Annotated in this window: 13 protein-coding genes; 4 read left to right on the forward strand and 9 right to left on the reverse strand. The window is 38.9% G+C overall.

Going from position 1 to position 15,313, the window contains the following annotated elements:
* Positions 1-46: 46 nt before the first annotated feature.
* Positions 47-2,155, reverse strand: coding sequence for a (Fe-S)-binding protein (locus MKX67_RS21895; protein WP_307316578.1), 2,109 nt, complete (start codon positions 2,153-2,155; stop codon positions 47-49).
* 241 nt (positions 2,156-2,396) lie between these two features.
* Between MKX67_RS21895 and cls the strand changes: the two genes are divergently transcribed.
* Complete coding sequence (gene cls / locus MKX67_RS21900; RefSeq protein WP_322909844.1) at positions 2,397-3,614, forward strand: cardiolipin synthase; 1,218 nt, start codon at positions 2,397-2,399, stop codon at positions 3,612-3,614.
* 17 nt (positions 3,615-3,631) lie between these two features.
* Positions 3,632-4,588, forward strand: a complete 957-nt coding sequence (gene uvsE, locus MKX67_RS21905; protein WP_322909915.1) for a UV DNA damage repair endonuclease UvsE — start codon at positions 3,632-3,634, stop codon at positions 4,586-4,588.
* Positions 4,589-4,669: 81 nt separating this feature from the next.
* On the opposite strand, the gene MKX67_RS21910 is transcribed toward uvsE, so the two are convergent.
* The 5 genes from MKX67_RS21910 to speE form a co-directional block, all read right to left on the reverse strand.
* Positions 4,670-5,230: a hypothetical protein gene (locus MKX67_RS21910; RefSeq protein WP_322909845.1), complete on the reverse strand. Its 561-nt coding sequence runs from the start codon at positions 5,228-5,230 to the stop codon at positions 4,670-4,672.
* 140 nt (positions 5,231-5,370) lie between these two features.
* Positions 5,371-7,041: an arginine--tRNA ligase gene (gene argS / locus MKX67_RS21915; RefSeq protein WP_340976867.1), complete on the reverse strand. Its 1,671-nt coding sequence runs from the start codon at positions 7,039-7,041 to the stop codon at positions 5,371-5,373.
* Positions 7,042-7,482 (reverse strand): DUF1934 domain-containing protein, encoded by a 441-nt coding sequence (locus MKX67_RS21920; protein WP_233435184.1) that lies wholly within the window; start codon positions 7,480-7,482, stop codon positions 7,042-7,044. It lies immediately after the preceding gene.
* 272 nt (positions 7,483-7,754) lie between these two features.
* Complete coding sequence (speB, locus tag MKX67_RS21925) at positions 7,755-8,627, reverse strand: agmatinase (protein ID WP_095371548.1); 873 nt, start codon at positions 8,625-8,627, stop codon at positions 7,755-7,757.
* Between the two features lie 12 nt (positions 8,628-8,639).
* A complete protein-coding gene (speE, locus tag MKX67_RS21930; protein ID WP_322909847.1) occupies positions 8,640-9,467 on the reverse strand; it encodes a spermidine synthase in 828 nt (275 codons plus the stop codon).
* A gap of 397 nt (positions 9,468-9,864) precedes the next feature.
* On the opposite strand from speE, the gene MKX67_RS21935 reads away from it, so the two are divergent.
* Positions 9,865-11,943, forward strand: a complete 2,079-nt coding sequence (locus MKX67_RS21935) for a transglycosylase domain-containing protein (protein ID WP_342488767.1) — start codon at positions 9,865-9,867, stop codon at positions 11,941-11,943.
* Between the two features lie 195 nt (positions 11,944-12,138).
* Here the strand turns inward: MKX67_RS21935 and MKX67_RS21940 are convergent, their stop codons facing one another.
* A complete protein-coding gene (locus MKX67_RS21940; protein ID WP_095371545.1) occupies positions 12,139-12,645 on the reverse strand; it encodes a YwhD family protein in 507 nt (168 codons plus the stop codon).
* An 18-nt stretch (positions 12,646-12,663) separates the two neighbouring features.
* Positions 12,664-13,320: a site-2 protease family protein gene (locus tag MKX67_RS21945; RefSeq protein WP_307316558.1), complete on the reverse strand. Its 657-nt coding sequence runs from the start codon at positions 13,318-13,320 to the stop codon at positions 12,664-12,666.
* Positions 13,321-13,542: 222 nt separating this feature from the next.
* Between MKX67_RS21945 and MKX67_RS21950 the strand changes: the two genes are divergently transcribed.
* Positions 13,543-13,728: a 2-hydroxymuconate tautomerase gene (locus MKX67_RS21950; RefSeq protein WP_095371543.1), complete on the forward strand. Its 186-nt coding sequence runs from the start codon at positions 13,543-13,545 to the stop codon at positions 13,726-13,728.
* 404 nt (positions 13,729-14,132) lie between these two features.
* Here the strand turns inward: MKX67_RS21950 and MKX67_RS21955 are convergent, their stop codons facing one another.
* A complete protein-coding gene (locus tag MKX67_RS21955) occupies positions 14,133-15,239 on the reverse strand; it encodes a hypothetical protein (protein WP_342488768.1) in 1,107 nt (368 codons plus the stop codon).
* Between the last annotated feature and the right edge of the window lie 74 nt (positions 15,240-15,313).

Raw genomic sequence — 15,313 nt, forward strand, 5'->3', positions numbered from 1 at the left:
TATTTTTACTGAATTTTTATACGTTTCAATTCCTCTCTCCTTATTTCTATGAAGCGAGTGTTTGTTCACCGATAACAGCTTTTTCTAAAAGCTCAGCTACATCATATGTTTGTACATTTTCTTCTACTTCTTTTGCTTTTGTTCCATCTGATAACATCGTTAAGCAATATGGACACCCTGAACTAATAACCGTTGGATTGACCGCTAATGCTTGTTCTGTACGTGAAACATTGACACGATTACCTGTTTCTTCTTCCATCCACATTAATCCACCACCAGCACCGCAGCACATTCCTTTTTCGCGATTTCTCTCCATTTCAATTAGTTTCACACCTGAAATCGATTTTAAAATTTCACGAGGTGGATCATATACTTCGTTATAGCGCCCTAGATAACAAGAATCATGGAAGGTAATCGTTTCTTCAACGGCATATTGTGGTTTTAACACACCGTCCTTCACCAATTTCGCTAATACTTCCGTATGGTGGTATACCTCGGCTTTAAGCCCAAAGTCTGGATATTCATTTTTAAAGATATTATAAGCATGTGGATCGATTGTTACGATTTTCTTCACTTCATTTTTCTCAAACTCTTCGATATTCTTTGTTGCTAACTCTTGGAATAAGAACTCATTCCCTAGACGTCTTGGTGTATCACCTGAGTTCTTTTCTTTATTGCCAAGGATAGCAAATTTAACTCCTGCCTCATTCAAAAGACGAGCAAAGGAAAGGGCAATCTTTTGGCTACGGTTATCATAAGAACCCATTGCTCCTACCCAGAACAGATACTCATAAGATTCATCTGCTTTCTTCATTTCTTTCACTGTAGGAACATGTACATCTTCACGAAGACTTCTCCAATCTTCTCGCTCTTTCCTGTTTAGTCCCCAAGGATTTCCTTGACGTTCGATATTCGTCATCGCACGTTGTGCATCGGCATCCATTTTACCTTCTGTTAAAACAAGATATCGGCGTAGGTCAATAATTTTATCTACATGTTCGTTCATAACTGGGCATTGGTCTTCACAATTACGGCAAGTTGTACATGCCCATATTTCTTCTTCTGTAATGACTTCCCCAATCAAACTCGGACTATAAGCGAGGCCCGCTGCCGCCTCTTCAGCACCCTCTGCCCCAGCTGCTAAAGCAATTTGATTTCCCTTCGTATTCGAAAAGGCAAATGTCGGTACCCATGGTTGTTTTCTAGTCACCGCTGCCCCGTGGAATGTTAAATGGTCACGCAACTTAATGATAAGATCCATCGGAGAAAGCATTTTACCTGTTCCAGTCGCCGGACACATATTTGTACAACGACCACACTCAACACAAGCATAAAAGTCGATCATTTGTAATTGCGAAAACTCCTCAATATGTCCAACACCAAATGTCTCTTGTGATTCATCTTCGAAATCGATTGGTTTTAACTTTCCTGGGTTATCTAATCTATTGAAATATACATTTACTGGTCCTGCAATCAAATGAGCATGCTTCGATTGCGGAATATAGACTAGGAAAGCGAGTAGGAATAATAAGTGAATCCACCAAGAAACATAAAAGACTACAATAGAAGCTGTTTCACCAATCCATGATAAGGCGATGGCGAAAAGCGAAGCGACCGGTTCCGTCCATACAGGATCATGTCCGTGCCAAATCATCGACATGCCATTTCCTAATAAAACAGATAACATCAAGCCGCCAATAAAAATTAAAACAATCCCTGATTTAAAACCTCTTTTTAGACGAACAAGCTTTTCAACATATCTTCTGTGAAATGCCCAGATGACGGCAACCAAAATCATTAAAGTGACGATTTCTTGGAAAAAAGTGAATCCTGGATACAACGGACCTAATGGAAGATGTGATCCAGGCGAAATTCCTTTGATAATAAAATCGATTGCACCAAACTGGACTAAAATAAAGCCATAGAAGAACATGACGTGGATAGCGCCACTTTTTTTATCCTTTAAAAGCTTCTTTTGCCCAAATACATTGACCCAAATTTTGTTCATACGCTCTTTAACATTATTGTCAAATGCCGTTTTCTTTCCAAGCTTAATGTACTCATATCTGGTCTTGAGCAAATAAGCAAACAAACTAAGTGCGTAAGCGATTACAAGAACGGTCGCAATAAGGTTAACCCATAATAATCCATTCACGTGTGTTCTACTCCTTTCTCGACTAATCCATGTGTATAAGAAGATTATTCAATGTAAAAAGAAAATTTTATCGTATTAAAATTTTCTGAATTTAAATCTTAGTTCCATTATATAAAGAATGAGCATTCAGTCAACTACTTTTTATTTATTTTATCCTTTTTTCTTCAGGCAATAAAAGCGATAATAGAATAGGTCTCTATGGAGATACTATTTAAACATACTGTTTTGGGAGATGATCAACTTGACAATCCTTCTTTCTGTTGCGGTCATCTTGCTGATTGCTATCGTATTTATTTTTCTTCTATGGGTCGATTATGCCCTTGGTCGTAAAAAACATTTAAAAACAGTCAGCCGAATGAACCCCTCCCCCGCTTTCGCTAACTTTGTCCTTTTTGCGGACGGACCTTCATTATTTGATGATTATTTTACGGAATTAAAAAAAGCAAAACACCATATCCATATTCTCTTTTATATTGTTAAAGACGAAGGAATAGGACAGGAATTTTTAACTATCTTAAAACAAAAAGCAAATGAAGGTGTAGAGGTACGTCTGCTATTAGATTGGGCTGGTAGTTTACCGATTATTCTGAATTTTAAACTCAAAAAAGAGCTACGTTCTCATGGTATTCAATTAGCCTTTGCCCATACACCTACGTTTCCCTTTCTATTCTACAACGTACAAGCAAGAAATCATAGGAAAATTTCTGTAATTGATGGAAAAGTAGGATATTTAGGTGGATTTAACGTAGGCCCTGAGTATATCAACCTTGACCGTAAACTTACACCATGGCGAGACTACCATTTAAAAGTAAATGGAGAAGGTGCACATACTTTACAAAGTGTTTTCCTACAAGATTGGGCAGATGCTAGCAACCAACTAATAAGTAAAACTGAAAAGTATTTTCCAAAAGATATAACAAAAGGCAGTGTAGAACATCAGTTTAAAGTGAATGATGGTGCATTCTTGAAAGAGGAATATATCGCACTGATTGAAAATGCTGAACAATTCATTGAAATTGGTACACCCTATTTTATTCCCGATGTAGAAGTAATGCAGCATCTATTGTCCGCATTAACAAGAGGGGTAAAAGTAACGATTATGATTCCCTATACGAGTGACCACTTTCTTGTCAAAGAAGCTTCCCATCGTTACTTACGTCCATTACTGAAGGCAGGAGCAGAAGTGTATGAGTATAAAAAAGGTTTCTATCATGCAAAAGCAATGATCGTCGATGAAGTTGCTGTCGTCGGAACAGCTAATTTTGATAAAAGAAGCTTCTTTCTTAATGATGAAATAAATTGTTATAGTGAGGATCTTCATTTTCATAAAGAACTAAGCGAAGTATTTCATAAGGATTTAGCGAATGCAGAAAAACTGCAATATCAAGATATTTCTGGTTTCAACCTGAAGAGACAAGGGAAAGAATTATTAGCACGATGTGTAGATCTCTTTTTATAAGGAGCCGATAACTATTGATTTCAATACGTTTCGGGTATGTATCTCATGCGATTACATTATGGGATGCCTCCCCTGCAAAAACACTTACTTACGCTCGCTATCAACAATTAAATGCTCATGAAAGATTAGATAAACTGAGGGAAATTACTGCACTTAATCTTGCTCACACAAAGCGAATGCTTCATTATAATATTGCTCATGAAATCCCATTATACCGATTATCAAGTTCGATAGTGCCACTTGCTACTCACCCCGATGTGAAATGGGATTTCCAATCGCCCTTTAAGAATGAATGGTATGAATTGGGTAAATTGATTAAAGACCATCATTTACGTGTAAGCTTCCACCCTAATCAGTTTACTTTATTTACTTCTCCTAGACAGGAAGTAACCGAAAATGCCGTAATCGACATGCAATATCATTTTGACATGCTCGAAGCAATGGGTTTAAGCCAGACCGCTATTATCAATATACATATAGGCGGTGCTTATGGTGATAAGATGACATCCTTAAAACGTTTCGAGGAAAATCTTAAAACTTTACCCTCACATATTAAAGCGAGAATGACGTTAGAAAACGATGATAAAACCTATAATGCCGAGGAAACACTTGCTGTATGTGAAGAGGAAAAGGTGCCAATGATTTTTGATTATCATCACCATATGGCTAATCTCGTGGACATTCCTTTAAGAGAATTATTACCACGCGTATTTCAAACATGGAGCCATAAGGGTTTGCGACCTAAAATCCATGTGTCTTCACCTAAATCAGATAAAGCCTATCGGTCGCATGCTGATTATGTGGATTTCCAGTTTGTACAACCCCTGCTAACGGCCATTCGCGAAGTAGGTCAAGATGTGGATTTAATGATTGAAGCGAAAGCAAAGAACTTAGCATGTTTACAACTTGTTGAAGATGTCGCTAGCATTCGCGGAGTCAAGCGTGTTGGTGGCGGAACGGTTGAATGGAAGTAGTGGATAAGACAATATATGCTCTGATTCATACCTATAAAAATAAATAGAACCTAAAGTAGACTAATGATCTTTTTATCTGCTTTAGGTTCTTTCTATGTGTAATGTTAGAAGTGCCATGTAAAACTTAATAACACCAATCCCCTTTCTTCTGTCTTTTACTGCGGAGACATAACTTACACGCAATTCTTCTCCTTCTCCCTTCGTCTTTTGCGCGCAAACACGACTTTCACGCAATTCTCCTCCTTCTCCCTTCGTCTTTTGCGCGTAAACATGACTTTCGCGCAATTCTCCTCCTTCTCCCTTCGTCTTTTGCGCGTAAACATGACTTTCGCGCAATTCTTCTCCTTCTCCCTTTACCTTTTGCGCGCAAACACGACTTACGTGCAATTCTTCTTCTTCTCCCTTCGTCTTTTGCGCGTAAACATGGATTACGCGCAATTCTTCTTCTTCTCCCTTCGTCTTTTGCGCGCAAACACGACTTTCACGCAATTCTTCTCCTTCTCCCTTCGTCTTTTGCGCGTAAACATGAATTACGCGCAATTCTTCTCCTTCTCCCTTCGTCTTTTGCGCGTAAACATGAATTACGCGCAATTCTTCTCCTTCTCCCTTTGCCTTTTGCGGGCAAACACGACTTTCACGCAATTCTTCTCCTTCTCCCTTCGTCTTTTACGCGTAAACATGGATTACGCGCAATTCTTCTCCATTACTACTCTTTGTGAATTTAATTCTATTTCAAGAAAAAAAGCGCCCACTACACGAGTGGGGCGCTTGCTGTACGTCTCTTACATTTTTTCAGGAGCTGACACACCGATTAACGCTAATGCATTTTTCAATGTTGTTTGTACCGCTTTAATTAGTGCTAGTCTTGCTTTTGACTTTTCAGGCTGTTCGCTATCTAAAACTTTTTCGGCATTATAGAAGCTATGGAAAGTAGATGCTAAGTCAAAGATATAATTGGTAATTCGATGAGGCATGCGCTTTTCAGCAGCTTCACCTACTGCTTGTGGAAATTCGCCAATTTTCTTCAATACATCTAGTTCTTTTTCTGCTCCGATTAATGATAAGTCAGCTTGGGCGTCAAGAACTAACCCTTGTTCTTCACCTTGTCTTAAGATGCTTGAAATACGCGCATGTGCGTATTGTGCATAATATACTGGGTTCTCGTTAGACTGTGATACAGCTAAATCTAAATCAAAATCTAAATGAGTGTCCGCACTTCTCATCGCGAAGAAATAACGAGTCGCATCTAAACCGACTTCCTCTACAAGATCACGCATGGTTACTGCTTTACCTGTACGTTTACTCATTTTCATTTTCTCGCCATTTTTATATAAATGAACGAGCTGAATAATTTCAACTTCAAGGGCTTCTTTACTATAGCCAAGTGCTTGAATGGCAGCTTTCATACGCGGTATATAACCATGATGGTCTGCACCCCAAACGTTAATAATTTTCTCAAAGCCACGCTCTAATTTATCTTTATGATAAGCAATATCTGGCGTTAAATACGTATAGGAGCCGTCATTTTTAATCAAAACACGATCTTTATCATCACCAAAAGTAGTAGAGCGGAACCATGTCGCACCATCTTCTTCGTATATATGACCATTTTCTTTTAATGCTTCCAATGCACGGTCGATTTTTCCATTATGATAAAGTGAAGTCTCTGAATACCATACATCATAAGGAACACGGAAATCTTCCAAGTCATTTTTTAATTTTTCCATTTCATATTTCAAACCATACTCACGGAAAGTGTCAAAACGCTCTTGGGCATCGTAATCGACATACTCATTACCATGTTCTTTAGCAAGTGTTTTACCGATATTAATAATATCTTCCCCATGATAACCGTCTTGCGGCATCTCCTTTTCCATACCTAATGCTTGGAAATAACGGGCTTCTACAGAATAAGCGAGATTATTAATTTGGTTGCCGGCATCGTTAATATAGTATTCACGCGTAACATCATAGCCTGCCTTCGCTAGAATGTTGGATAATGAATCACCAACAGCTGCCCCGCGCGCATGGCCTAGGTGTAAATCACCTGTTGGATTAGCAGATACGAACTCTACTTGAACTTTTGTGCCATTACCTACATTTGTTTGACCGTAGGCTTCATCTGCTTCTAACACGGTAGGAATTAAGTTCGTTAAATAACGATTATCCATGTAAAAATTCAGAAATCCTGGCCCAGCGATTTCCATCTTTTCAATCGAAGCTTTTGATTGATCAAAGTGAGTAATGATATCTTCAGCAATCATTTTTGGCGCTTTTTTTGCCACTCTTGCAAGTTGCATCGCCATATTTGTAGAATAATCACCATGCGTTTTGTCTTTTGGTATTTCTAGAATAACATCAGGAATTTGTCCCTCTTCAGCTAAGCCAGCTTTTATGACCGCTTGTTTAATTTCTTGTTTCAGATTTTGTTGCACCTGTTCAACGATATTCACTCAGTTTTCCTCCTCAAATGCAATGGTTAGATGATAGGTTCCTGCTTTAGATCCTTGCATGTTTAAATCATACATCAAATCAATAGAGCCAATGTTTGTCTCTTCTTTAAACTCATGCACCATTCTCTTCGTTAAAGTTTTTAAATTAAATACACCATATGGGGTCGTATAATTACCTCTTAAAGACTGATGCATTTTAAATGGCAAGCGCATTTTTATCGAACCACTTCGTAAGATTAAACCGTCATCCTCAGTCATTTTTACAATGGTTTTCACCATGCCTACATCCATCTCTTCTTCATATTGAAGATATCTGGCATTTCCTTTTTTATAGTATCGACCAGCCGCCGTTAATTCAAAAGTATCCTTACTATTCCCATCATGGATGGTCGTTTTCACATTTATTTTTACAGGAATTTGATCATCTAAAACTTTCGACAATCCCTCCACATCCTTTTATACCGTTTCAAACGAAATTTCTATAACCTTATTAGTATAAAACAAATTAATGTTATCTTCCAGTCATGAATAATTATACAACAACAACTTTGACCACTAGTATACCACGGGCATCCACAGAACTTTTCTGATGAAAAGCGTATGATAAAGCTTTTCACGTAGTTAGTATTTTTGAACTAAACACCAGATATCACACAAAACCAAATAAAAAACGAACAAATTCTCCTATAATAGAATTTGTTCGCATCATCAATTTATTTCACCCAACCTAAAATCATTTCACGAATAAGCTTACTAGCTGTATTCGCAGTTTGTTCTGAAGGGTCATAAATGGGTGCCACTTCAACTAGGTCACAGCCAACCACATTCACATTGGCACGAGCAATTTCATGAATAGAGGCTAAAAGCTCCTTAGAAGTAATGCCTCCAGCATCAACAGTACCTGTACCCGGCGCATGTGCAGGATCAAGGACATCGATGTCAATTGTCACATAGACAGGACGACCAGCTAATTGTGGCAAAACTTCCTTCAAAGGTGCTAATACTTCAAATTTAGAAATATGCATCCCTACTTCTTTAGCCCATTGAAACTCTTCTTTCATCCCAGAACGAATCCCAAATGAATAGACGTTTGTTGGACCAATGAGATTAGCCGCTTTCTTGATTGGTGTGCTATGAGAAAGTGGTTCGCCTTCGTAATCGTCTCGTAAATCTGTATGTGCATCCATATGGATAATCGCTAAGTCAGGGTATTTCTTATACATCGCCTTTATGACTGGCCAGCTAACTAAATGCTCCCCACCCATACCAATAGGGAATTTATTATCTGCAAGTAGTCCGTCAATGTATTCCTCTATCATATCGATACTTTTTTGCGGGTTTCCAAATGGTAATGGAATATCTCCTGCATCGAAAAATTTCACTTCTTCTAGATCTCGATCTAAATAAGGACTATACTCTTCAAGGCCGATGGACACTTCTCTTATTCTGGTTGGGCCGAATCTTGAACCCGGACGATAACTAACTGTCCAGTCCATTGGCATCCCATAAATTACAGCACTGCTGTCTTCATAATGCGGATGACTTTTAATAAACACATTTCCTGAATAAGCTTCATCAAAACGCATAGTGAGCCCTCCTTATTCCACTAAATCTTTAACAAATTTCGGTAGTACAAATGCAGCCTGATGTAGTTCTTTTGTATAATATTTCGTCTCAATTTCGTGGAAACGCTCTTCTTCTACTTTTAGTGGATCGTGCTTTTTCGAACCGATAGTGAATGCCCATAATCCACTAGGATAAGTAGGGATATTCGCCACATACAGACGTGTAATTGGGAAAATTTCTTTTACATCCTTTTGAACATTGCGGATTAAGTCTGCTTTAAACCACGGATTATCTGACTGCGCTACGAATAAACCATCTTCCTTCAATGCTTTAGCAATACCTGCATAGAAACCTTTAGTAAATAAGTTAACTGCCGGACCCACTGGTTCTGTTGAATCGACCATAATAACGTCATATTCGTTTTCACTTTCAGCAATATGCATGAAGCCGTCGCCCACTTTTACTTCTACACGCGGGTCTTCAAGCTTTCCTGCAATTTCTGGCAAGTATTTTTTCGAGAATTCAATAACCTTCCCATCAATATCTACAAGTGTCGCCTTTTTCACGCTAGGGTGCTTTAACACTTCACGAATAACGCCTCCGTCTCCACCACCGACAACGAGGATATTCTCAGGGTTTGGGTGAGTAAATAAAGGCACATGAGCGACCATTTCATGATAAACAAACTCATCCTTCACAGAAGTCATGACCATATCATCAAGAAGAAGCATATTGCCCCACTCTTCTGTTTCTACCATGTCTAGCTTTTGAAAATCTGTCTGTTCCGTATGTAAAGTTCGATTCACCTTCATCGTGATACCGAAGTTCTCTGTTTGTTTTTCAGTAAACCAAATGCTCATTATTCTTCAATCCTTTCTATTAAAAAAGTGCCTCATTTAACCTTATCGTTCCCGAAAAGCAAAATGACAAACATGAGAAAAGTATAGAGGATTCTAGCAAAATTGCAAGTGAAAATTTTGTTAAAAAGCAGATACCCGCTAAAAAGAGGAATGGGCTAATAGAATCTTCGCACTCATTCATTGTGAAATCGGAACAGTCTTTGGCGTTTCAGCTATATGATTGAACCGATGTAGATGTTTGCTGACCTGGCTCTCTCTACTATTCATGTTTGACCCAATCGGGGGGTTTTCATGCAGACTTTAGATATTCGTGTAATCACAAATATGCATGTTTAAAATACCCTATAGTTTTCAATACTATATGTAAACGAAGCACATTAAAATGGGGGTGGTATATGTGGAAATCATGACAAATCAGCGCTTTAGAAATGCAGGTAAATATTTGCGAGCACTCGTCATTTGTAGCTTAATAGGTTTAGCGTTAATGGTCTGCCTGCTCATCGGTATTTTCATTTATGCCAAAATTTTAGGTCCACCACCACTTGCCGTACCACAATCCACTTTATATATGGCAAGTGACGAGTCTATTATTGGTGAAAGTCACACAGGGGAGAAAAGGTATTGGGCAGATATTACTGATATTTCCCCAGACTTAATTCATGCGACGATCGCGATTGAGGATCAGAGTTTTTATGAACATCATGGCTTTGATTATAAAAGAATTGCTGGCGCCTTGCTGGCAGACCTCAAAGCAATGGCAAAGGTACAAGGTGCGAGTACTATTAGTCAGCAATACGCTAAAAACCTCTTTCTCGATCAAGATAAAACGTGGACAAGGAAAATAAAAGAAGCGTTTTATACCCTAAGAATAGAAATGAGTTACACAAAAGAGCAAATACTAGAAGGCTATTTAAATACAATCTATTACGGTAACAGGGCTTACGGTGCACAAGCAGCTAGTCAGTTTTATTTTGGAAAAGATGCAGCTGATTTAACTTTAGCCGAATCCGCTATGCTCGCAGGTATTCCAAAAGGACCAAGTGCCTATTCACCTCTTGCCTCATTTGAGAAAGCGAAACAAAGGCAAAAGTTAATCTTAACTTCTATGGTAGGGAATCAATATATTACGAAAAAGGAAATGGCAAATGCTTTCAATGAAGAGCTTACTTTCGTTGGTGAGCATCAATATTACGTGAACACTGTTGCCCCCTACTTTCAAGATGCAGTCAAAGCCGTACTAAAATCCCAATTAGACCTTGATGAAAGAATGATTGAACTTGGTGGATTACGAGTTTACACAACACTAGATCGCCAAAAACAAGAGATAGCAGAGAAAACAATTGAAGAAGTGATGACAGAAGATACTTCAATGCAAGTCGGGCTTGTATCAATGAATCCTAAAAATGGACATGTAGAAGCCATGGTTGGAGGAACAGATTATGAAGAGAGCTCATTTAATAGAGCTTTACAAGCGATTAGACAGCCTGGATCTACGATGAAGCCCCTTTTATATTACGCGGCCATTAAACAAGGATTTACACCAGCATCAACAGTAATGAGCAAACCTACTACTTTTCGGTTTGACGATGGACAATCAACATATGCACCTCATAATTATAATAATAAGTATGCAGATGGGGATATAACAATGGCGCAGGCACTAGCGCTCTCGGATAATATATATGCTGTGAAAACCCACCTTTTTTTAGGTGAAGAAACACTCGTTAAGACCGCTAAAGATTTTGGTATTCAGTCTAAGATGGCCAAAGTCCCTTCACTCGCCCTGGGTACATCCGGATTAAGAGTAACAGAGCTTGCCAATGCATACAGCATGTTAGCTAATGGTGGGAAGCGTACTGACCCTGTTTTTATAACAAGAGTTGAGGATTATAAAGGCGATGTCCTTTACGAGGCTAAGGGGTCACATGAGCAAGTATTAGATGAGGATACAGCTTTTGTCGTAACAGAGATGATGACGGGCATTTTTGATCAGACATTAAATGGATATGCTAGTGTGACTGGATCTACTATTAGCAATCAACTCACAAGACCATACGCAGCAAAATCTGGTTCGACGGAGACTGATAGCTGGATGGCTGGGTTCTCTCCCCAGCTCGTTACTGCTGTATGGACAGGTTACGATGATAATCAAACGATCGACCTTGTGAAGGAAAAGGCGTTTGCAAAGGAAATTTGGGGGAATTATATGGAAGATGCGCACCAGGGCCTACCAATCCGCCAGTTCACACCAACAAAAAATACAGTAGGCGTTTATGTTGAACCTTTCACTGGCAAACTAGCAACAGAAAATTGCCCTGTCAAACGTTTTACCTACTTTATTAAGGGAACCGAACCAACTGAATACTGTTCGCTTCACCTGCCTGAATACCAAGCAGAGGAAAAACAAAAAGAGAAAGAGCCAGCCCCTAAGGAAAAAAAGCCTTGGTACAAGAAGATATTACCATGGACTTCATAATTCGCACACAAACATGACAATAGTAGAAATAATGAAAAACCTCGACAGTAGCTGTCGAGGTTTTTCGTGTCCTAGTTCTATACAGTGCTTTGCACTAATATTAAGTTTACTTTTTTTATCCACTTGAAGCAATACTTTGTAAATTCCTTCAATAAACTGTCACAAATACGCCACAATTATGGCTGAATTTGTCTCTTATGCTTGCAAATCTGTTTTTAGTTGTTCTGATGATCTCTCCCACATACCTGCATCATAATCTTGTAGGAATTTAGCTAATACTTCTTTAGAAGAAACATCCATATGATCCACGATCACTTGACCTTTAATTGATTTATCCATTCGATTCACATGTTCAGGAAGTGACTTATACCCTCTTCTAATTGATCGATCAACTGTAAACTCACAAGCTGTTACACCCGCATAATACGTACCTTCTGCTCCACGTTCTACCGTTACCCAGATTAACCAGTATGGCTTACCATTAGGGACTTCTTCTTTTGTTTTTAAAAACTTAATGCCTTTTTCTTGTGGGCTGCGGGCATGCATTGCCCCAACCTCGATTGAAGCCTCTTTTTCATTGACATCTATAATAACCGGCGAAACATTATCTAAACTAAAAGCACCGGCCCCGAATCCACCATGCCCCTCAGTTGGGTCACTTTTAATAATATTAAACTCCATTTTTTTCTTATTCTCTGCCATTTGAAACTCCTCCTTCATCTATGCTCTCACAAATAATGTATAAAAGAATGCGCTTAGGTTTTCCATAATCGCTGGAAGTAATGTATTCAGGATAGGGCTAATCGTATATTGACTGAGCGGTGTAATCACAAGGATGAGAAAAATAAGACCTCCATAATTCTCAATTGACGTCATCTTCGCTCGCCAATCATTTGGTACTAAATCTGCAATCACCCGATAGCCATCTAAAGGCGGCAAAGGGATTAAATTAAATATGAAAAGAAGCATATTTAGACCAATAAAAATATTGAGAAACGCGAGCAACGACTCCGGCACTGTATAACCATTTCCAATTAACCAATACCATAAACCTAAAGCAAATGTAGCCAAAACAAAATTACTCAATGGACCAGCTAAAGAAACGCATACACCAGCAAGCCTCGGATTTTTAAAAAAGAAGCGGTTAACAGGGACTGGTCTCGCCCACCCAAAACCCGCTATAAAAATTAAGAGTGTCCCAATCGGATCTAAATGACTAATGGGATTCAACGTCAATCTGCCTTGATTTTTTGCCGTGGGATCACCAAATTTATAGGCGACCCACGCATGGGCAAGCTCATGAAGAGTGAAGGCAATAATTAACGTGATAGCTACATAGGGAATATCCCTAAGTGGATAGGCTAAGAATTGTTCCACACTTTAATCCCCTTTTTTAACTCATGAATGAGTGTTTTATACCTTTTCATTAACCATATGTAAACCTTATCTTTGTCATACATATTAAAGTATAACGCATCATTCCTGCAATAAGGAAATCATGCGCTACTATAAATTTGCTTGTCTAAATGAAGAAAATATGGAAAACTTAAAATAATCGTTGTTCAGAAACAGCGCGAATTCATTTAGGAGGAAGAACTTATGCCATACGTAACTGTTAAAATGCTTGAAGGACGTACAGAAGATCAAAAGAAAGCACTAGTAGAAAAAGTCACAGTAGCCGTGAGCGAAACAACAGGTGCTCCAAATGAAAAAATCACTGTATTTATCGAAGAAATGAGCAAGAACCATTATGCTGTTGGTGGCAAGCGTCTGAGCGACCAATAAAATACAAGATTAAAATATATCGGCACTGACAATGTTAGTTATTCATTGGTGCCGGTTATTTTTTTTGGTGAATCCCTTAATGTAGGATTCTCTATTGTTCTTGTACACTATTATTGATTTTGCCTAGGGTCTTCATATCAAAATTCCCTCTCGCTTCCTCTTTTTGACTCATTTTCGGCCGAATCCAATCAAACTTTGGCTCTGCCACCTTTTTTTGTAACGTTCCTTTCCGGATCCCATTAGATTTAAGAGAACTACCCAATTCTGAGAGAAATACAACGTTTTCTTTTCAGACAAGAAAAGATACTTCCCAGGGTGAGGAGAAGCCGGAACAAATTAAATTTTATGCGTGTATAACTATAAATCGTAAGAGCGTAAAAATACAGCATGAGATATGTGTATATTTACGGTTTAGTTGTGCTCTCATCTCCATTTTCCTTTCTGAGTGACTCGCGAACTTCATTTGTGAAGCACTCATTCTCTTTGCTCAACCTGAGTGACTCACAAACTTCATTTACAAAGCGCTCATTCTCTTTGCTCAACTTGAGTGACTCGCAAGCTTCATTTGTGAAGCGCTCATTCTCTTTGCTCAACTTGAGTGACTCGCGAACTTTATTTGTGAAGCACTCATTCTCTTTGCTCAACTTGAGGGACTCACAAACTTCTTTTGCGAAGCGCTCAGTTCCTTTTCTTACCTTGAGTGACTCACAAACTTCTTTTGCGAAGCGCTCAGTTCCTTTTCTCTTACTGAGGGACTCGCGAACTTCATTTGTGAAGCACTCATTCTCTTTTCTCAACTTGAGGGACTCGCGAACTTCTTTTGCGAAGCGCTCAGTCTCTTTTCTCAACTTGAGGGACTCGCGAGCTTCATTTGTGAAGCACTCATTCTCTTTTCTCAACTTGAGTGACTCGCGAACTTCATTTGTGAAGCACTCATTCTCTTTGCTCAACTTGAGTGACTCACAAACTTCTTTTGCGAAGCGCTCATTCTCTTTGCTCAACTTGAGTGACTCACAAACTTCTTTTGCGAAGCACTCATTCTCTTTGCTCAACTTGAGTGAATCGCATACTTCTTTTGCGAAGCGCTCATTCTCTTTGCTCAACTCGAGTGACTCACAAACTTCTTTTGCGAAGCGCTCAGTTCCTTTTCTTACCTTGAGTGACTCACAAACTTCTTTTGCGAAGCGCTCATTCTCTTTTCTTAACTTGAGTGACTCACAAACTTCTTTTGCGAAGCGCTCATTCTCTTTGCTCAACTTGAGTGACTCGCAAACTTCATTTGCGAAGCGCTCATTCTCTTTGCTCAACTTGAGTGACTTGCAAACTTCTTTTGCGAAGCGCTCATTCTCTTTGCTCAACTTGAGTGACTCACAAACTTCATTTGCGAAGCGCTCATTCTCTTTGCTCACCTTGAGTGACTCGCAAACTTCATTTGCGAAGCGCTCATTCTCTTTGCTCAACTTGAGTGACTCACAAACTTCATTTACGAAGCGCTCATTCTCTTTGCTCAACTTGAGTGACTCACAAACTCTAATCCATCAAAACAGAAGCACTCAGTTCATATTACCGATTAAGGCACGCAATA

Source organism: Cytobacillus sp. FSL W7-1323, from assembly GCF_038595015.1.
In the GTDB taxonomy this organism is placed as follows: domain Bacteria; phylum Bacillota; class Bacilli; order Bacillales; family Cytobacillaceae; genus Cytobacillus; species Cytobacillus kochii.

What these genes read in the sequence shown, in the direction of transcription:
- speB (WP_095371548.1), bottom strand. Translation starts at nt 8,627, where the DNA reads ATGCGTTTTGATGAAGCTTATTCAGGAAATGTGTTTATTAAAAGTCAT.
- speE (WP_322909847.1), bottom strand. Translation starts at nt 9,467, where the DNA reads ATGAGCATTTGGTTTACTGAAAAACAAACAGAGAACTTCGGTATCACG.
- MKX67_RS21940 (WP_095371545.1), bottom strand. Translation starts at nt 12,645, where the DNA reads ATGGCAGAGAATAAGAAAAAAATGGAGTTTAATATTATTAAAAGTGAC.
- MKX67_RS21950 (WP_095371543.1), top strand. Translation starts at nt 13,543, where the DNA reads ATGCCATACGTAACTGTTAAAATGCTTGAAGGACGTACAGAAGATCAA.